Origin of the sequence: Paenibacillus hodogayensis (assembly GCF_039536325.1) — a bacterium.
GTDB classification, from domain to species: domain Bacteria; phylum Bacillota; class Bacilli; order Paenibacillales; family NBRC-103111; genus Paenibacillus_AB; species Paenibacillus_AB hodogayensis.
In genome coordinates, this window is the sequence record NZ_BAAAYO010000006.1 from 1 (window position 1) to 19,242 (window position 19,242).

The window sequence follows — 19,242 nt, forward strand, 5'->3', positions numbered from 1 at the left end:
AACAGTTTACCGGGTTGACGGCTCTTTTTCTACCATTTTGTGGTTATTCAACAGGCCTGCAATAATTTCAAAAGCAAAATCACCTTTAAGCGTAGCTTGAATTACTCTTTCCTGTTCAATCAAATCAATGAGATCACGACTTGCATCCGCATTATAATGTCCTCCGCCATTTGCGTAGCGTTTCTGGTTCATGTATGCGAACAGATTATTAAACTGCATATGAAATATTGCAAACAACTCTTTAAGCCTTTCATCAGCAATATCATCGTAGAACCCACGGAAGAGTGCCACTTTATCTGAAAGGTGCCTCGAAGCCACTTGGTTCAGTTTTAATTGCAGGTATTTTGTTGGATCAGTAATATAGATCTCCTCCGTAAGTACGTATATGGGAAAAATATCCACATTACTATTATACTAAATACCTACAAATTTTTCACCCCTTATTCGGGCATCTGTGAGAACTCATTCAATCTCTGCTTGGGTGAATGGGTGATCCAAACAAAATACCCCATGTACGAGAGATGGTTCGCACATGGGGCTATCTGAAGGAGCTGGCACGTTCGAATTTATCAGCTCCACTTAGTATGTATTTTGATCATCCGTTGGATCTTGAAAATCGCCAAGGTCTACCCCCGATCCGAGCAGGTGAGGAGTGCAGAACACCTAGTGCAAATCCGGATTAACATCTTCTTTCAAAAAAGAATCAATCCTCTTTTTGTGATCTGTTCTTCTATGAGGTGTTCTAGTCGGGACATATGAGCGAATAATGATATTTTTGTAGGGTTCTTCTAGACAATTGTCCTTTAGGAAATCCAATGCAAAACTCCTTGTAAAATCAGATTTCGTTCTAATCTGCCTTGCATGTAGTCAAACTGATGATTAAAATGCTACGCATTCCCTGTATGCTTTATAGATAATATATAGTGACCATCTGGACCAGGAACTTTATACTCCCATATTTCAAGGAGACCTTGCACATCGCAAGAGTCCCCTTCAACGTAGACTTGAGCAGTACTGTCACATCTCATTACGCATCAGCAATATTAGGCACTCCACATGTTTCGAATTCTTATTGTACACGCGTTAGATAGTGATTATTTTACTACTTACACCCCCGCAGGCAGCGGATTCCAAAATAAGTGGATATTAAATCAATCTTATCGCGTTCAATCAAACGCTAAACGTTATAATTAGCTATATATGTGTAAAAGGAGTTGTTTCGGCATGATCATCCACACCTACAAACCGCCTGGGTTATTATCGGCATTCGTGGATTATTTTTGGTACATGGAAAGCCAAAATACGGCATGTCAAAATGAGCTTTCCTTACCGGACGGCTCCGTCGATCTCATTATTGATTTAACTGCTGATCAAGTCCTCATGGCAACCGCGTCGAACGAGACATTGCGACTCAACCCTGTATTTGTCTGTGGACCTCATTCTAGACATTTCGTAATCTGCAATTCGCTAGTAACGAGAGTGATTGGAATCCATTTCAAACCGGGTGGCGCCTATCCATTTATTGGTTATCCGCTCGATCAATTACATAATGTCATGCTGTCGATGGATGCGATTTGGGGGCATTTGGCCGGAAAACTGCGTGAGGAACTGCTCGAATTGCCAACTTTCGAACAAATGTTTCATCGTCTTCACGATCGGTTGCTGCAATTGGCGGTCAAGCCACTTGATAGACATCCGGCGGTTCAATATGCGATTGAGCATGTAAGCAAGAAAAACGCACAGACGGATCACGTTCAACACATTGTTGACCAAATCGGCATCAGTCACAGACGATTTATCGAACTGTTCCAGAGGGAAACCGGCTATACACCCAAACGTTATAGCCGTATCCGACGATTTCAAGAAGTGCTAAGGGAAAGGAATGAACGACAAAAAATGACAGATTGGTCAGCTATCGCATTGGATTGCGGGTATTACGATCAGTCTCATTTTATTAAGGATTTCCGCGCTTTTTCCGGCTTGAGCCCGACTGATTATGTAACGATTCCCGGTAGACATCACAATCATGTTCACTTATGACGGATGGGGTCAATTATTTACAATACAACGTGTGATGGTTGTTGTAACATTTATTGATGAACAGAGCACAAACCAGCTTATCGCTGAATGCCTTTCACACTTTAACAAGAGGAGGACATTAAGATGGGAAACGAGTGGACCCCTAAAAGCTATTCTTCAGTTGTTCCCACACTGCGTGCGGAGCACGCCGATCGATTGTTGGATTTTATGCAAGCCGTTTTCGATGCGGAAGTGCTTCACCGCACGACGGATGAAAAGGGGAAGGTTACCCATGCCGAGGTGCGAATCGGACATGGGATCGTCGAAGTATCGGATGCTAATGAGGCTTGGCCGGCCAATGAAACTTCATTGCATGTTTTTGTCCGCAACACGGATGAGTGCTACAGGCGAGCCTTGAAAGCGGGAGCGGTTTCTCTGTATGAACCTGCGGACATGCCGTATGGAGAACGAAACGGCGGTATTAAAGATGAATTCGGAAACAGTTGGTTTATTGCAACCTTTCAAAGAGGCGAAGGGCGTGGCTATTACGATTAACGATGTGCGCCAAATCGCGTTCTCCTTTCCGAAAACGGATGAAGTGGACCATGGGGACAAATTGTTCTTTCGGGTCAACGGGAACGGCTGCATGACATGATCGTCCATACGGAGCGCATTCGGAAGGACGAATTTCGCTCCGTCCTCGTCCGCGCTTGGCGATTGATTTCTTCGAACCTTCAATTGACCGACTCCACATGCATCGGGTAGATAGCGAAAATAACCGCATCCGCATCTAGGAGATATCCAGTTTATCCTAGCTATGCAAACCTCCCTCCAGACGGGGACGGGGAAGGCAGCAGCCGATCGGGATCTGGACAAGGGTAGTTCGTCCATGCCTGGACATCCGGTAAAGCTCGTCGCACGCTCCGGCCTGAAAGCCAAGCAGCGGACGCCCGCTCAAGCCGAGAGCGGACGCCGCCAGCAGCAGGCGCTGCAGGAGCATGCCGGCTTCCATCTGCTGAATACGGTACCCTCTATACCCCAATTGCGGAATCAGGTGATCGTCATCACCCGCGATGTGCAAACAGATCGGCACTTGAAACAAATTGACGTTGTGCAGGGTCATCCCCTGCTGCAGCCGGGGCCGATGATCGCCGGCCAGTTCGCGCCGGAGAGCGTGGGCGGCTGCGTCATAACGATAAGCACCGTCCGGTACGCCTTCGACGTTATAGAAGCATCCGTATAACGCGACACGATGCGGAGGCGCCTCTCTCTCGCCATCCAAATCGTTGCGATACGCGAAGGAAGCCGCTGCTTCCTGCAGCAGCGCGGCGAGCTGCTCCGCCGTTACACGGCTCAAGACGAATTCGCTTTCGGGCGAATGCCGGGCTCGGCTGGTCGCCGCCAGATCGAAGTTTAGCCGCTTCACCGGTGGCAAATAGACAGTCTGAAGTCCGCTTTCCGTCCGATGGACGGGCTCGAAGCGGCGAAACGGCGACAGCGTATCGAGCTTCGCCGCTTCGTTCATCTGGGTCAGCTGCGGAATCTTCTTAACGGATCTCGAACGCACGTAATAATCATGCTGAACGGCCGGAAGCTCACGGCACAGCTCATCGGCTGCGACTTGCATCGGCGTACCGCCGGCATCGTCGATCCTTGCGATGTCGCGCTTTACCGAAAGAGGTATGACCGCATAAACGTTCTCCTCCGAGCCGGATAGCCCGAGCAGATGGCCCACGGCTCGGTCCAGAAACCGGAAATGCACGCTGGATGCATAACCGAACCGTTTCGCCGCTTCTTGAAGCTGCCCTAGCAGTACGCCCGAATCAAGCCCTTGCAGACGATAGGCAAAGGTGTTGTATTTGAAAGCATTTTTCCAAGTCATTGTCGATACAAACACAACGCCGAAGCATGAGGATAGATCACAGCGGCTGCCAAGAGCCCGGGCCAAATACGAATCGTAATCGCCTTCGCGCAGCTGCACCAGACGGTGATGCGCTGCATCGTAATGGTAGAGTCCATGAACGCCTGCTTCTTTGCGGAGGTATACGTACAATTCGTTCGGGTACAGCCCTCCGCCGGAAGGGACGAATCTGCGGTACGTTCGCAACGGTGCCGCTGTCGAATCGCTTACTTGCGTCAGCCCGTAGACGTACCAGAGAAAATGGCCGATGTCTTTCAGGCTCGGTTCAACAGGCGTTGTCCGCTCTTCCAACGTCATCGGGATATCCGAGGACAGCGGAAGAGTCGGCAAGCCGCGATACAGCTTATAGGCAAGCGGCGCATCGTCCCAATCGACCTCCCAGCCGGGCAGCCCGCTCGTATTGCCGTCGGCATGAAGCTGGCTAAGAAACGCTTCCAGACTCATCCTGCTTCCCCCTCCCTGTAGTGATACCGCGGTTTGGCATTAGCCGACATGGGCCCGCTCATTTAAGGGAACGGATGCGGATGAGCATTGAGCTCCTCCGGACGCAAAGGCCGATCCGTGTACCCGAGTTCGCTCGGCACTCGAAGCGCCCTCTCCAGCCCCGCCAACCGGGTAAACGGGTAGCCGAACGTCATCGGAAGCATGCCGGGTATCAACACTTTTACGCAGTGCAGCCCGTTACGCCTCAACTCCGGTGTCGACTGGTCAACCACGATTACGTCCAAATGCAGCCGGAGAAACTTATCGATCATCGCCTTCAGGTCTTCGGTCAAATCCTGGTTCTTTGCAGCGGGTCCAAATTCTTGTGCGAACGTTCGCATCGGCCGGTTTTCCTCCAGCAAAAAGCTCAGCCGCGGCTCCGCCTCCGGCAGGGCGTACAGCATGGAATGGTCCTCCATGCCCCCAACCAGCGAAGGATTGTGGAGCATCCGCACATAGTCCTCCCGGTTCTCCTCGAATTTGTGGTCTAGTGTGAGCATCATCCCCGACAGCTCGTGAACTGCCCCTTTCGCTGCCCGTACCGGGTCCGGGTGCGCTCCGGCTGCGCAGATAAGATTCAATCCATTAGCCTTTCTATTTTTCCCCACCGCCCAAATGCTAGGAATCCCATTTTCCATCGTCGCGTTAAACAAGAACACGTCAAAACCGGCAACGGCCCGCAACCGGTCCGCCATAAGCTGCAGGTCGCGGTCTCCGGAGGATTGTAGGTCTACTCGGGGAAGCGGCAGCTGCGCGTACCATGTCAGCAAGAACGAATCGCGCTCCACGACCTCCAGCATCCCGTATAGGATCGCTTCCTCCAAGCTTCCGCCCAAGGCGCAGCCGTTGGATGTCTCGTACACGAAGCCTTGACGGCATGGAGAGCTGTAATATGCAAGCCACTGCGGCACCAAAATCGGGCGTTCTTGCGCAAACGAGTACCCCCAGACCCAATCGGTCTCGGCATCGGGATCGAACGGTCTAAAAGGAAATCCAGGCAGCTCGTACTGCTCCTTCGCATATAGCCCGACCGTCACGGGATCGAGCGCCTCCCCCGCCAGTTGCCGATAGCTGCCGCGAACAACCGGCTGCTTGCCGCGCGGCGCCATGCCGCAATAACGCTCCAAGCCCTCCAGAATAGCCGACAGCTCGCTATCGGCATAGCTATTCGTCCGGCCTGCCGTCACCTCGTCCTGCTCTAACATCGGAAGATTTACGGTCGCATCGGCCAAGGGCGAAACCAGATCCAGCATTTTTCCGTTCAGAAATCCGATCTTGTAATCGAGATAGTCCCTGGTCAGAAATGCTTTCAGCTCTTGAAGCGATCGGCTGCGGTAGATGTTTTCTCCGACTTTCGGAGACGGCTTCAGCGAGATCCGGGCCGCATCCCGCGAATCTTCAGGCAGACGTCCGCATACGGGACACAACGGGTCCGGCAGGAAGAAATGGCTGGAGCTATTCAACGTCTTGAGATTGACCAAAACCACGCGCTCTTCCGTTCGGGAACGGATACCCCGCAGCACGTTCCGCGATTCCGTCGCAAGCAGATGCGCCATCTGCAGGAGTCCCGTGCGAGATGCCCATGCATCAGACTGGATTCCCCCGCTCTCCGTCAACCGCTGCTGCAGTCCCCACATTTCCCTTCGGTCGCGCCCCGCTATAAGCCGCCGGGTATCGGCGCACCTGGAGCATCCAGACTGGCCAGGCCTGACGAGCGGCCCGATAACGCCTTCGCCGATAGCGACGAAACCGCGAAGCCACGGAATGCCGGCCGCCTGCAGCTCCTCTTCCACCTCGCGGTGAACGGCTGGATGCCAGGCATCGTTCAGCACAAGGGCAAATTCCGCATCTTCCGGCAAGCCCTCCCCGATATGGGCCAAACGAACGATTCGGCACTCGGAGATCAGCTCCCCGCACACCAGCTCCGCCAGCACTCCTTCTCCGACAACGGCTACGACCGCACTCATCCGGCTTCCCCCTCTCCCAGCAGCACGCCGAAGACAGCTGCAGGACCGTCACGCAAAAACGGCTCCACCGCCAAATCTATTAAGAAAAATTCCCGGCCGTTTCTTTTCAGCTCCCGCATCGCGTCCCTGACCCGATCCGGCTTCGCCTCCGACTCCTCGGCCGGGACGGAAAGCTCCAGCTGGGCGCCCGAATCAAGCAGCGCGGCACTCGCCTCCACGGCCTGCGGCACGCGGCATGCGGATCCGTTTTGCGCCTTCATCAGCGACGCTTGCAAAGCCCTGCGCAGCGCCGTTGTCACGGTCAAGCCGGTGCCAGCGAACCATCCATCCTCCGTGCCTGCCCATACGACGGGAAATCCGCACACCTCTTCTCCAAGCCCGATCGTCGGTGTGCCCCGCAACGTGGTCAGCGCCTGTAAATAAAACCGGCATGGCTCGTCGTCAATCTGGCCGAGCCGAACCCGAACGACAGACGGCTTCCGGTCTGTCAGCCGCGCCTCCAAATGCTTCGTCAAGCAAGCCTGCAGTCCGCGAGTCGCGCCTTCTGCGGCCGTCTCCCCGATACCGACCCCGATCAGCTGCTCGGTATTGACGAGAAGCCCCGCAAGACGCGACACATACGCCTCAAGACCGGCCAGCCCCGCTTCACGCCGTGCCTCCCCATGCGTTAATCCCGAACAAACGATGTCCGGCAGCAGCCCGGCTGGTCCTTCCGACAGCGGATCGACTGCCTGAACCCGGCACTGTGACAAGGGCAGCTGGCCAAGTTCCCCCTCCTCCCAGCTATGGAAAATTCCCGTGCGGTCCGAAGTCAACTTGCTGAAGTACGCAAACAGACCGTTCACTGCGCCGCTTTTCGGCCCTTCCTCGAGCCGCAGCTCCACGTCATCCACCCAGTTAGCTGCGGCGTTGAATGTTCCAGTAGCAAACGGATGCGGCAGTAAGGGGTGCCAGCCTCCTTCCAATGTTTCCAAATCAAGCAGATACAGCGAGTTTCTCAGCTCCGGCTCGGCGGTGCCCGTTACATTCTTGAACAGTTCGAACACAATCACATTCGCGAGCAGCGCCCCCGCGGTTGAGGAGAAAGCAAACCTCTCCTGATCTTTGAACACTTCGGACTCGTGGATGCGCCGCCATGCAGATTCCCAACAGACCGTACTCTCCGGCTGCACGAACGGGCCCGCGAGGCCGGCCTGATGCGTACGCACGGCGGGAAGCAGCGTTTTGTGTTCCGCTTGGCATGCCTGATGAAGAAGCCGCAGCTCCTCGCAATCGCCCTGCTCGGAAACATAAAGGACCGTTTGGAACGGCCGCACGGCTTCCCTCCAACCATCGATACCCTTGTTCGGCAGTACAGCTTCCCCGATCTCCACTTCGGGGTCCGTCAGGCGAGCGTGCTCCGCCAAAGCCGAAAGCCGATACCGATCCGTCGGCAGCGGATCCGTAATCAGCATGCGGAACCGGGGCAGACCCGATTCAAGCAGCGACGACACAAGCGCGGAAAAGATCTGGCCAGAGCCGACCGCGAGCACCTCGGCCTGCCGGTAATGCTGAAACCGGTAAGCGCCGGAATCGCCGAAGCTGTCTAGAAAAGCGATTTGCCCTGCATACCTGCGGACCGTTTGCTCCGAAAGAGCGTGCGGGCGATCCTGGCTCACATCCCGCACAAAGCCTTTTTCCCTAAGCGCTTCCGCGATTTCGTACACCCGGTCCCGGTACGGGCTGGATAGCCCGTCCGTCAATTCCGCCAGTGTATGCTCTCCGTTGAACATGGGGACGAGCTTTTCCAGCCAGCGGTCAATCATCTCGCCTTTCATGTGGAACGTGCCGACATTGTTTCGGAAATAGACGCCGTCATTCTGAACCGGCAAAAAAAAGGTATCCGCCTTTACCTGAAGGCGCGCAGACGGGGTCAACTTTGACATCTCAGCCCTCCTAGCCAAACGCTGTACTCCAATTTGCAATCGTCGTTCTACATCATATGTACTTCTATATGTCCATCATGTCAGACATCTCCTAGGGAATAGAAAATCGCCCCTGCACAGTGCCGTGCAGGGGCGATCGGTTTACTGCAATCCGAAAGAGAAGACGAAGGCGTCAGCGGCAGCGGTGGCCGCCACCGCATTGATGGCAGAAGCCCCCGCCCCCGCAATTATGACAGCGAACGCCGCCGCAGAAGCCGCCGCAAAACCCGCCACAAGTTCCGGCGCAAAACCCGCCGCAAAATCCGGAGCAAAATCCGACACAAGATCCGGCGCAAAATCCGACGCAAAGACGCGACGGGTCCACCGGCACTTGGCCGTTCGGATACTGGCCAGCAAAATATTGAGCCTGCTGCTGCTGCTCCCAAGGCGTCATTTCAGTTGCTTGGAACTGCGAAACATCCAACTGCTGAAGCTCATTTTGAAAATTGGTCATGTGAAAAACCTCCAGTAATTTTTTTCTTATTGACATGATCCCAGCTTATGGTCGACACTCCGCGTTTGTTACTGAGTCAATAGCCCATTTTTTGGGCATCTGTCCCAAAACGTCCGAACACGCAAAAAAAGCCGGCCCTCGGGTACCTCTGAGGGCCGGCTCACTTTCTCTAGAAAATCTTTTCAAACTTCCGCTTTATCGGTTACGCTCAATGTTTGTTCCACTATTGCAGATCTTCGACGCATGGATAAAGCATAAATAGCCGGGATGAGTCCGATTGCGACGCCAACTCCACCAAACCAACCGACTGCTGAAAGAGAGATGCTTTCTACAATGACGCCCCCGATTACAGCCCCTACAGCCATGCCCAACTGCACGATAGAATTGTTCAAACTCAGGATGATCCCCGAAGCCTGAGGAGCCATGCCGATTAAATAAACTTGTTGAACCGGCCCCGTCGACCAAGCGAAAAAGGACCAAAACATAAGCAAAGGTAACACGAACATGGACGAATGGGAGAACGCCGTCAGTAAAAATAATATGCCGGAGTGGAAGAGCAAGCCTCCTATCATCGTGCGGTGGACGCCCCATTTATCTGCACCGTAGCCGCCAACTTGGGAGCCCAGGAGACTGGCCAGTCCAAACACAAACAACCCGATGCTTACCATCCGTTCGCTCATCCCCGTAATGGTCAGAAGAAACGGCGTTATATAAGTGTACAGAATCATATATCCCAATATCCAGAAAAAACTGATGGACAGCGCGACTGAGATTCGGGGATTTTTTAACAAGGCGAGCTGTTCCCGGATAGGAACGGGAGCCTCTCCTTCCGATTTCGGAATCGTCGGCAAAAGGACCAACATCGCGATCAAGCTAAGAACGCCGATCCCCGTGAAGATGATTCTCCAATCATACGAGTCCGCAATGATCCTCCCAAGCGGGACCCCGAGAATGAGCGCGAGGTTAAAGCCCAAGAGAACCGTAGCGATAGCGCTGCCCTGTCTTCCAGGATGAGATATCTTGGCCGCAAAGGTCAGAGCGACAACCATAAAGACCCCCGTGCTTATCGCCAAAATAATTCTTGCTCCGATCAGCATGCCGTAGCCTGTAGTTGTGACAGTGATCAAGTTCCCTACGAAAAATAATCCCAAAGCCGACAGCATAAGCTTTCTTCGATCCATTTTTGCCGTGAGTGCAATAAGAATCGGAGTACCGATGGCATAAGCAAGCGAGTAGACCGTTATCAGCTGCCCGGCCGCCGCTACCGAAACTCCAACATCACTTGCAAGCCTATCCAGAATGCCGGCAATGACGAACTCCGAAGTTCCGACTAAAAAGCTGATCATGGCCAGAATATAAATTTTCCATGAGTTTTTCATAATATTGTTTGTCTCCTTTTCATTTCTACAGTTCTAAATATGTGGAACTCATGATTAAAAAAATAAGTTACTCGTTTTGCCAACGCCATTTCTTGGCCTAGTCAGTCTCTTTGCTCCCACGCTCGTCCGCTGTTTTAATCGTTACGGCCAGACGTCTGACGGGCGAGCTCCTTACGGACAATCGGGGCTACTTTAGTGCCGAGCAGCTCTATCGTCCGCAGCAAGTCGCGATGCGGCAACGAGCTGAAATCGACGTACATCAGAAATCGAGTCAAGCCTAGGTTGTTGTGCAGTAGTACGATCTTCTCTGCTACATATTCGGGGTCCCCGACATAAAGAGCGCCATGAAGGCTGCAGGATGCATCGTACGAGTCGCGTGTATAAGGCGCCCAGCCTCGTTCTCGTCCAATCTGGTTCATTTGGGAAGCCATGACCGGATAAAACCGTTCTGTTGCTTCTTGTGTTGTATCCGAAATAAAGCCATGCGAATGCGTAGCAATTTGCAGCTTATTCGGATCGTGACCTGCTTTCACGGCGGCTTCCTTATAAAGCTTCACCAGGGTTGCGAATCTCTGCGGCATCCCGCCCAGGATCGAGAAGACAACCGGAAGTCCCAGCAAGCCGGCCCGAACAGCCGATTCCGGGTTGCCGCCTGTGCCGATCCAGACAGGTATAGGCTCCTGTTGTGCGCGAGGATAAATGCCCATATTGTCCATCGCCGGGCGATGACTGCCGCGCCAGGTCACCTTATCGGAAGCACGGATCTTCAGCAGCAGTTCCAGTTTTTCTTCAAACAATTCCTCGTAATCTTTCAGGTCATAGCCGAATAGCGGAAACGATTCGATGAATGACCCCCGTCCGGCCATGATCTCCGCCCGTCCGTTCGACAGACCGTCCAGCGTTGCAAAGTCCTGATATACCCTCACCGGATCATCCGAAGAGAGCACCGTCACTGCGCTCGAGAGCCGGATCCGCTTCGTTGCAGCGGCAGCGGCGGCCAGAATGACGGCTGGCGACGAGCTTGTGTAGTCGATTCGATGATGTTCGCCGATGGCATAGACGTCAAGGCCGACTTGATCTGCCAATTGAATCTCTTCTATCGCTTGGCGCAGCCTCTGGGCGTGTGTGACACCATTTCCGGGATTTGCATGGAGGAATGTGCTAATTCCAATCTCCATCGTATTCGTTTGACCGCTCATCATCATTCTCTCCTTCATTAACAATTCTATATTTCTAAATCTGTAGAACTCATGTTTAAAAAAATTACGCCAACAAATAGGGCGCGAATTTTTCTGCCATTTCTCGATTGACGTTATAGTGAATAAACGATCCATTCTTACGAAAATGAATCAAGCCAGAGTCCGTCAATTGCTTCAGATGATGCGATAGCGTAGAGCCTGCAACCGATTCAAGCTTTTCACCGATGGCGGTGAAGCATAAATTACTCTCTTTCGCGAGCAGTAAGACGATTTTCAATCGGGTAGGTTCCCCCAAAGCTTTATACAGTTTAACGGCTTGCCCCATATCTTCTTGATTTTCTCCCATTCGTATCACCTCCCGAATCTATTCAGCAGTTCTATAACTATCGAAGTCGATAATATCACCATTCCGATCAAAAGTAAATGGAATTCATTGGGTTCATCATCCGGCTTCGTTACAAATTAAGGTCAAGGTTTCAGATGTGGCAAGTAGGAGCTTCGCACGAATCAGATGGGAGCTCCTTTTATTTTTTGTAGCGGCACGATACTTTATGCTTTATTTTGAGTGTCGGCAGTATTATGCTTAATAATTGCATGTTTGAAATTAATGCGGGATAAATAGTGTGAACGGCCGCCCCCCTCGGGGCAGCCGTTTGAATTTCCAGTCGCAGACACGCTGCAACTAACGTTATTGGGTTCGGTACAGCTGGCCGCACGCCGCGTTAATGTCCGATCCGAATTGAGTGCGAACCGTGATGCTGATCCCCTTCGACTTCAATACCTGGACAAACGCCTCAATCTGAAGCGCATCGGATGCCCGGTAGCGTTCAGGCGTAACTTCGGTCGAATTGTAAGGAATCAGGTTGACATGGTACAGATGCTCCCCCGGTCCCCGCCCTCGCAACAACCCGGCAACCGCTTCCGCATGCTTGATCGAGTCGTTGACCCCTCGAAGTAGAATATACGCAATGTACACCTTCCTGCCCGTATGTCGGATATGGCGATCCAAGGCATTCAGTACATCGGGAATCGGGAAACGATCGTTGATCGGCATCAATTCGCTTCGCTGATCGTCGAAGGGCGAATGCAGCGAGAAAGTGAGATTGACCTGCGGAAACTCCCTCGTCAATTTGTCGATCCCCGGCAATAAGCCGATCGTGGAAATCGTAATACGCCGATGTCCTAAACCAAAAAGTTTCGGGTCGGTCAATATCGTTAGTGCCGTAAACACATTCGGGTTGGCAAGCGCCTCTCCCATACCCATGAAAGAGACGCTGTCCAAGGCATGTCCGTTCAAACGGAAGTGCAGCAATTGGTCGGTAATTTCGTCGGCAGTCAGATTTCGTTTCAAGCCGATGGTGCCGGTAGCGCAAAATTTGCATCCGAATCCGCAGCCGCACTGACTGGAAATACAATAAGATTTCCACCCTCGTTCATAAGTAAGCTGTACGGCCTCTACGAACTCGCCGCCCTTTGTGGCGTAGAGCACTTTACTGACCTGACTCGACGTGATCTCCTTAACCGGAGCCATGCTGCAAACGCGCGGACCGAGCGTCCGGGTCAACTCATTGCGTAAAGATTGGGGCAGCATCGTCATTCGTTCATATTCACCGATGCTCTGTTTGAAGATCGCATCTATTACTTGTTTATATCGAAACAACGGCTGTTTGAGATCGATCAGCAGCTGCCGAATCGTTTCATATTTTGAGACCAGCTTCATGTCTTCTCCTTTACCGCCGGAGAAAACGTCAGGAACGCCACCGTATAGCGGTGCCTTCCCCCATCATGAGCCAACTACGCAGGTTCCGCACGAAACGCTTGGAGACCGATCGCTACGTGTACCTGTCGATCGTTTGGTGACTCTCCGGCATGCGAATGTTTTGGGGTGAACCAACCGCCGGGAACCGGCTCACCCGATCATCTGCGACCGCAATCAACCTCATCGTTCCTTCTCCTCCAATCGAGTTAGTCGTTCGTTTCGCCTTGTCCATGGACACAAAAGAAAGAGCGGGAAGAAAGTGACCTTTCTTCCCGCTCAAAAACGGAAATTCCCAAAAAAGGGGAATATAGAGAACCCGTGATTGGAGTGAAAAGAATCAGGTAACGTTCTTGCCAAAAAGAATAAAACAAATTCCGCTCTATTCTTTAACAGGGCAAGTCTATTACATGATCCTCTTCATCTCCTTACGTTCCATGTTAGCGAAATTCTAACATATCTATTATTTTGGTGCAACATCCGGTCACACTTCAGTGCTTCATTCGCAACCGCGTCCGTACCCCTGCGAGGCTGGTGCAGACGTATCGGCCGCTCGCGATGTCGCCCTGTATGTCCGACGAACGGACTTCCTTATCCTTCGATAAAGCTGTTCGTCGCTGCCCCGACTTCCTTCAACACTGGCAGCGAGACGTACAAAATCGAGCCGGCCGAGGCGGATATTTTGCGCAGGCCGAACGAAACGGTGCCGCTCGCCGGCATCAGATCGACGTAGCTGATCAGACGCCAGTTCGTATCCGGCGTATAAGCCGTTGTGTTCATGCTCAACTGGCTCGTATACGCGACGGCTCCGGTGCTCGCCGCAGACGCGCGGGCGTAGAAGGCAATGTACACGTACTTGCCGGCAAGCCGCGGGTAATCTGCGAGATTGATCGAGAAGCCGAACACATCGGTGTTCGCCGCGCCGCTCAGCTCGTATACGTCGTTGCCGTTAAACTTGGTTGCCGAAGGCGCGATCGCCCCACCGCCTCCGCTAAAGACGGACGTGAACGTCGACGGGGCTGGCGCATAGTTCGGCTCCGGCACACCTTGAAGCCAGGCGCTGTGCAGCAATGTCGTCGCTTGTCCCAAATCCTCAATCCACAACGTCTTGAGCGTCATGGCCGTTTTATGGTTCTCCCATACGCCGTTTCCATAAATGCGCAAGTTGTTGACCTTCGCGCCGAGTCCGGTCTTGCTTGTCCCCGTGCGCAGTAAAGAGTAAGTTACTGCTGGCGTCTTGTAACGGACGAACGTGTTGTTGCCGATCTCCAGACTGCTTCCTGCCGAGTAGCAGGCGACGAACGACTCGTCCGACGAGACGGACACGATATTGTTCGTGATCCGTACCGCTCCGGTCGGATACGCGTTAGCGATAATGTTCGGCGCCGTATTTCCGTTGATGATGATACAAGAGCGGATGAGCCGGTTCGGGTTTTGCAGCTGGTAGCCGACCGATCCGTTGTCTTCGAAATAGCAGTCCGAGATGTCGAGCGGCGTATTGAGCATTTTGGTGTATATGCCGCCGACTTTGTTTTTCTCAATGGAACAACCGTTGAAGCGGACGGTCAGCGAGCTGTTGGCCAGATTGGCGGCAAAGCCGTCATTGGAGAACAGCTTCGTATTGACGACGTTCAGCATGTTCACATTGTCGGCGGTGAAGAAGATGCCGTCTCCGAAGTTGAATGATAGCTCGCACGTCTCGATATCGTTGCACCAGCCGTAACCGATACCGATAGCCGCAACCTTCGTCTGCACGACCCGGATACGCCGGAACAGCGAATGGGAAATCTTCTTCGTATAAATGCCGTACTCGAACTTGCCGGTTTCCCCTTGAATGACGATATCCGAAAACTCGAACCGTTCCGCAACCTTCGAATCGTCGAATAGGAACGCGGCTTTCAGCGGTGCTGCAGGCGTAATCGAGGAATGGGCGCGAATCCAGGAGCCCTTGTGATAGCCGTCTCCGACAATGCGGATCGACCGCTTGGAGGCGCCGATGACGATCGGGGCGGAGATCATGTAGTCCGCCGTCGGCAAGTACAGCGTATCTCCCCGGTCCTGGGCGATATCGACGGCTTTTTGCAAAGCCGCCGTGTCGTCGCTGACTCCGTCGCCCTTGGCGCCGAACCACTTGGCGTTCAACGCTCCGGAATACAATCTCTTGAAACGCAGACCGGATGCGGATACGAGAACCGTTCCCGTGTTGTCCGCCGTCGTCGTATCGCTCGAATCGTAGCGGAAATGCCCTTCTTGCGCCAGGTCCCGCACGAAATGGACATGATCCGGATTGGCGGCCGTTGCGGCGCGCAGGACGGCGATCGTCGTATTGATGACGAATTCGTCCGGGGAGCAGCATCCGTCCTCGGCCAGTCCATAGACCGAACCGGTTACGCTTTCAAAAGCGGCCGCATCGGTTCGCTGCGTGATCAAGCTGCCTGCTGCCAGCGCCGCTCCGGCGATGCCGAGCGACTTCAGCAGCTTTCTGCGGCTCATGGCCTGCTCACCCTGCTCTTCCATTACCAGCGTGACGTCCGTACGATTGTTGGTCTCCATCGGGATTCCTCCTATATGTAGTCGTTTCATATAGATTCCTTCACGTATGTCGAGTCCCCGATGTCTTGGCATACAGGCGGCCGCCGAAGCGACCGCCGTCTGGACCAGCGCTAACCGTTATTTCAACAAACCTTGCTCCTTCAACTGCTTCTCTGCGGATTCCGTGTACAGTTTGTACTTGAACGTTTCCTCCAGTGTCTTGAGGAACGCCGGATACTCGGACAGCGGACGTTTGCCGAAGATGAACTTTACCATTTCCTCCTTTGCGTAGCGGTCGGCGTCAGCCTTGTTAAACCCATCCGGCGGAATAACCGAGCTGTCGAGCAGACGAATCCGCTTCGCGTTCGCTGCCGCCGCGCTGACTTCCTTCTGGTTGGGGAATTTGTTCGCCAGATAAGACTCGTTCGGACGACCAGTCAGTTGGTACAGCGTGAAATAGTTGCCTTCCTTGGTCATCAGCTCGGTTAGCACGAACTTGCCGTCCTGCTTGTTGTAGTGCTTTCCTTCGATGCCATACATGACCAGTTCGTTGCCTTCCTTCGAGGAGACGTAGTTGATCAGATCGAATACTTTTTGCAGCTTCGCCTTATCCTTCTCCAGCGTCTTCGGAATGGCGAGCAACCGTCCCGGTCTGTCGTAATCGAACGCTCCGTCGAACTGGCCTGCAGGTCCCGACGGTGACGGAATGTTGATCCACTCCGCCTTCGGATTGACCGTCTTGTACTGCGTCACGAACTCGTCCTTGACGATCCCCGTCCAAGGGTAATTGACGATACCTCCTTTGCCCTGGAATGCTTTTTGCTGAATTTCGTTGGATTTATTCGTCATAATCTCCGGATCGACCACGCCGGCATCGATCAATTTCTTCATCGCCGCAAGCGCTTCCGGCATACCCGGATCATAGAACGCGTTCATCAACTTCTCGTCTTTCTTATAGAATGCTCCGGCAAACGGGTTGCTTGTGCCGTAGGCGCCGAGCACTTGCGCAAAAGCGGAAAACTCGCCGCCTAGGATGCCGTACGTATCTTTTTTGCCGTTGCCGTCGGGATCGTTGTCGGTAAATGCCTTCGAAACGGCGAGCAGCTCATCCAGCGTTGTGGGCGCTTTCAGGTTTAGCTTGTCGAGCCAGTCCTTGCGAATCCAAAAGGCGTCGAACGGAGCGTCCCCGTTGCGCGGAACCGCATACACTTTGCCGTTGTAGGAAGCTTTCTTCAACAGCTCGCTGCCGAGCGACGTAACGAAGTCGCCGGCCGGCTTCAGCTCTTTGCCGAAGTAAGGCGTCAGATCGAGCAGCAGCCCTTTGTCGGCATATTCTTTCAGCTCGGGATACGTAACCTGGAACAAATCCGGATAGTTGCCCGCAGAGATGCGAAGCCGGATCTGCTTCGAGTAATCGTCCGGCGTTTGAAAAGGCGCCAAGGTCAAATCGATTCCCAGCTTCTTGTCCAACTGCTGCTTGATCACGTCCGATTCGGGCATCGGCAGGCCGGTTCCGGTCAGCGTGACGTTAAGGGCGACCGGCGCGGCCGGCTTGCCCCCGCTGCCCGACGCGTTGTCGCCGCCTGTGGCGGAGGTGCCCGATCCCGAGCTGCCGCAGGCGGACAACAGCGCCGCCGTCAAAGCCAGCGCTGTCGTAGCGACAGCGCCTTTCTTGTTTTTTACCATGGTAATGTTCCCCTCTCTATCTTCACGTGCGTCATATATTGAAATTGGGGCATACCCAAACTCAACCTTTGATGGAGCCAAGAAGCATGCCTTGGGTGAAATGCTTCTGCAAGAACGGATAGACGATAAAAACCGGTAGGCTGGCGGCTACAACGGCGCTCATCTGCATCGTGACAGTCGGAACCATATTCTCCGCACTATCCAGTGGCTGCTGGGCCATAGTCAAAATTTCCCGGACGACGACCTGCAGCGGATACAGACGACGGTCGGTCACATACATGATCGCGGCGAAAAACTGGTTCCAGTGAGCGACGGCATAGAACAGCCCGATCGTAATAAAAGACGGCATCGACAGCGGTACGACGATCTGCCGCAAAATTCTAAATTCCTTCGCCCCGTCGATGCGGGCGGACTCGAAGAGCTCTTCAGGCAAGTTTTCGAAAAAGCTTTTCATTAGCAGGACGTTGAAGCTGGATATGGCACTCGGAAGGATGAGCGCCCATACCGAATCGAGCAGCCCCGTCGCTTTGACGATCAGGTAAGTCGGGATAATGCCTCCGCTGAACAACAGCGTAAACACAATCATGTAAAGGAACAGCGCGCGTCCCGGCATGTTTTTGCGGCTCAAGGCGTAGGCGGTCAACGCCGTCAGCGTCAGGTTGACGAACGTGCCAACGACGGTAATGAACACCGTAACGCCGAAGGAGCGCATAATATTCGACGTTTCGAACAGCTTGCGGTACGCCTCCAACGTAACGGATTTGGGCAGCAGCACGTATCCGCCGTTTTTCAGCACTTCGCCGTAAGGCGTCAAGGAAACCGAGAATACGTACAAGAGCGGGAGCACCGCGGCCAGTCCGACCAGCGCCAGCAGCACGTAAACGACAGTATTGAAAATACGATCCGAAGCGGAGTTTACCATATGCTTTCCCCCCATCGTTTGGCCAGCGCGTTCGAACCGAGCACGAGCACAAGACCGATCAGCGATTTGAACAAACCGACGGCGGAGGCAAGGCTGAAGTTAAACTGTTCGAGACCTGTTCGGAATACCCACGTATCCAGAATATCGGCTACCGGATAGACGTGTACGTTGTAGAGCATGTAGATTTGGTCGAACCCTGCGTCGAGCAGATGGCCCAATCGCAGAATGAGCAGCAGGATGATCACCGTGCGGATGCCCGGCAGCGTAATGTGCCAGATCATGCGCATCCGGCCTGCTCCGTCCACCCTCGCCGCTTCGTAAAGCGTAGGATCGATGCCGGCCATCGCGGCCAGATAGATGATGGCGCCCCAGCCGAGATTTTGCCATACTTCCGAGCTGACCAGTACCGTACGAAACCATTCCGTGGAGCTGAGGAACGGAATGGCCTGTCCGCCGGCCTCCACGATCCATCGGTTGATAATTCCGGAGTTTTGCGACATGAGCACGATCAAGATCCCGTATATAATGACCCAAGACAAAAAATGCGGCATATAGCTCAGCGTCTGCACGATCCGCTTCAGCCAGGTGACCCGGCATTCGTTCAGCAGCAGCGCCAGCGCGATTGGCGGAGCCATGCCGAAAAATAGTTTGTATACGCTGATCAACAGCGTATTGGTCAAAAGCTGGCTAAAATACGGCGATTCGTAAAACTGCTGAAAATATTTGAACCACGGGTCCGCCCACGGACTGCCCAAAATCCCTTCGATAATGTCATAGTCCTTAAAGGCAATGACCAAACCGTAAATGGGCACATACTTATAAACGATGTAATACAGTACCCCCGGCAGCAGCATCACGTAAAATGCGCGAAAGCTCCACACCTTCTTCCAGTAAGCAGCCGACTGTTCCAACCTGCACCTTCCCTTTCCACTCTGTCTGTCTTCTATCCTAACAGGGGGA

The 19,242-nt window shown here is 53.4% G+C and carries 15 protein-coding genes; 2 read left to right on the plus strand and 13 right to left on the minus strand.

Annotation, left to right across the window (positions count from 1 at the left end):
- Positions 1-6: 6 nt before the first annotated feature.
- A complete protein-coding gene (locus ABD796_RS11150; RefSeq protein ID WP_344907468.1) occupies positions 7-402 on the minus strand; it encodes a hypothetical protein in 396 nt (131 codons plus the stop codon).
- Between the two features lie 822 nt (positions 403-1,224).
- On the opposite strand from ABD796_RS11150, the gene ABD796_RS11155 reads away from it, so the two are divergent.
- On the plus strand, positions 1,225-2,040 hold the full coding sequence (locus ABD796_RS11155) for an AraC family transcriptional regulator (protein ID WP_344907472.1): 816 nt from the start codon (positions 1,225-1,227) through the stop codon (positions 2,038-2,040).
- Positions 2,041-2,163: 123 nt separating this feature from the next.
- Positions 2,164-2,574 (plus strand): VOC family protein, encoded by a 411-nt coding sequence (locus ABD796_RS11160; protein ID WP_344907475.1) that lies wholly within the window; start codon positions 2,164-2,166, stop codon positions 2,572-2,574.
- A 256-nt stretch (positions 2,575-2,830) separates the two neighbouring features.
- On the opposite strand, the gene ABD796_RS11165 is transcribed toward ABD796_RS11160, so the two are convergent.
- From ABD796_RS11165 to ABD796_RS11220, 12 genes are all read right to left on the minus strand, one after another.
- Positions 2,831-4,384, minus strand: a complete 1,554-nt coding sequence (locus ABD796_RS11165) for a SagB family peptide dehydrogenase (protein ID WP_344907478.1) — start codon at positions 4,382-4,384, stop codon at positions 2,831-2,833.
- Positions 4,385-4,446: 62 nt separating this feature from the next.
- Positions 4,447-6,390: a TOMM precursor leader peptide-binding protein gene (locus ABD796_RS11170; protein WP_344907481.1), complete on the minus strand. Its 1,944-nt coding sequence runs from the start codon at positions 6,388-6,390 to the stop codon at positions 4,447-4,449.
- Positions 6,387-8,315 (minus strand): putative thiazole-containing bacteriocin maturation protein, encoded by a 1,929-nt coding sequence (locus tag ABD796_RS11175; protein ID WP_344907485.1) that lies wholly within the window; start codon positions 8,313-8,315, stop codon positions 6,387-6,389. Before ABD796_RS11175 ends, ABD796_RS11170 begins: the two co-directional genes overlap by 4 nt.
- A 141-nt stretch (positions 8,316-8,456) precedes the next feature.
- Entirely contained in the window at positions 8,457-8,711 is a 255-nt protein-coding gene (locus ABD796_RS11180) for a hypothetical protein (RefSeq protein WP_344907488.1), read from the minus strand.
- A 279-nt stretch (positions 8,712-8,990) separates the two neighbouring features.
- A complete protein-coding gene (locus ABD796_RS11185) occupies positions 8,991-10,187 on the minus strand; it encodes an MFS transporter (RefSeq protein WP_344907490.1) in 1,197 nt (398 codons plus the stop codon).
- A gap of 134 nt (positions 10,188-10,321) precedes the next feature.
- A complete protein-coding gene (locus ABD796_RS11190) occupies positions 10,322-11,386 on the minus strand; it encodes an LLM class flavin-dependent oxidoreductase (RefSeq protein WP_344907493.1) in 1,065 nt (354 codons plus the stop codon).
- Positions 11,387-11,450: 64 nt separating this feature from the next.
- A complete protein-coding gene (locus ABD796_RS11195) occupies positions 11,451-11,732 on the minus strand; it encodes an ArsR/SmtB family transcription factor (protein WP_344907496.1) in 282 nt (93 codons plus the stop codon).
- 342 nt (positions 11,733-12,074) lie between these two features.
- Positions 12,075-13,106, minus strand: coding sequence for a Cfr family 23S rRNA (adenine(2503)-C(8))-methyltransferase (locus tag ABD796_RS11200; RefSeq protein WP_344907499.1), 1,032 nt, complete (start codon positions 13,104-13,106; stop codon positions 12,075-12,077).
- 627 nt (positions 13,107-13,733) lie between these two features.
- Complete coding sequence (locus ABD796_RS11205) at positions 13,734-15,695, minus strand: glycosyl hydrolase family 28-related protein (protein ID WP_344907502.1); 1,962 nt, start codon at positions 15,693-15,695, stop codon at positions 13,734-13,736.
- Positions 15,696-15,812: 117 nt separating this feature from the next.
- Positions 15,813-17,360 (minus strand): extracellular solute-binding protein, encoded by a 1,548-nt coding sequence (locus ABD796_RS11210; protein ID WP_344907506.1) that lies wholly within the window; start codon positions 17,358-17,360, stop codon positions 15,813-15,815.
- A 61-nt stretch (positions 17,361-17,421) separates the two neighbouring features.
- Positions 17,422-18,282, minus strand: coding sequence for a carbohydrate ABC transporter permease (locus ABD796_RS11215; protein ID WP_344907509.1), 861 nt, complete (start codon positions 18,280-18,282; stop codon positions 17,422-17,424).
- On the minus strand, positions 18,276-19,136 hold the full coding sequence (locus tag ABD796_RS11220) for an ABC transporter permease (protein ID WP_344908927.1): 861 nt from the start codon (positions 19,134-19,136) through the stop codon (positions 18,276-18,278). Before ABD796_RS11220 ends, ABD796_RS11215 begins: the two co-directional genes overlap by 7 nt.
- Between the last annotated feature and the right edge of the window lie 106 nt (positions 19,137-19,242).

Bases quoted from the DNA above. Each gene is read 5' to 3' on its own strand.
- ABD796_RS11155 (WP_344907472.1), top strand. From the start codon at position 1,225: ATGATCATCCACACCTACAAACCGCCTGGGTTATTATCGGCATTCGTG.
- ABD796_RS11160 (WP_344907475.1), top strand. From the start codon at position 2,164: ATGGGAAACGAGTGGACCCCTAAAAGCTATTCTTCAGTTGTTCCCACA.
- ABD796_RS11165 (WP_344907478.1), bottom strand. From the start codon at position 4,384: ATGAGTCTGGAAGCGTTTCTTAGCCAGCTTCATGCCGACGGCAATACG.
- ABD796_RS11170 (WP_344907481.1), bottom strand. From the start codon at position 6,390: ATGAGTGCGGTCGTAGCCGTTGTCGGAGAAGGAGTGCTGGCGGAGCTG.
- ABD796_RS11175 (WP_344907485.1), bottom strand. From the start codon at position 8,315: ATGTCAAAGTTGACCCCGTCTGCGCGCCTTCAGGTAAAGGCGGATACC.
- ABD796_RS11185 (WP_344907490.1), bottom strand. From the start codon at position 10,187: ATGAAAAACTCATGGAAAATTTATATTCTGGCCATGATCAGCTTTTTA.
- ABD796_RS11190 (WP_344907493.1), bottom strand. From the start codon at position 11,386: ATGAGCGGTCAAACGAATACGATGGAGATTGGAATTAGCACATTCCTC.
- ABD796_RS11195 (WP_344907496.1), bottom strand. From the start codon at position 11,732: ATGGGAGAAAATCAAGAAGATATGGGGCAAGCCGTTAAACTGTATAAA.
- ABD796_RS11200 (WP_344907499.1), bottom strand. From the start codon at position 13,106: ATGAAGCTGGTCTCAAAATATGAAACGATTCGGCAGCTGCTGATCGAT.
- ABD796_RS11205 (WP_344907502.1), bottom strand. From the start codon at position 15,695: ATGGAGACCAACAATCGTACGGACGTCACGCTGGTAATGGAAGAGCAG.
- ABD796_RS11210 (WP_344907506.1), bottom strand. From the start codon at position 17,360: ATGGTAAAAAACAAGAAAGGCGCTGTCGCTACGACAGCGCTGGCTTTG.
- ABD796_RS11215 (WP_344907509.1), bottom strand. From the start codon at position 18,282: ATGGTAAACTCCGCTTCGGATCGTATTTTCAATACTGTCGTTTACGTG.
- ABD796_RS11220 (WP_344908927.1), bottom strand. From the start codon at position 19,136: ATGCTGCTGCCGGGGGTACTGTATTACATCGTTTATAAGTATGTGCCC.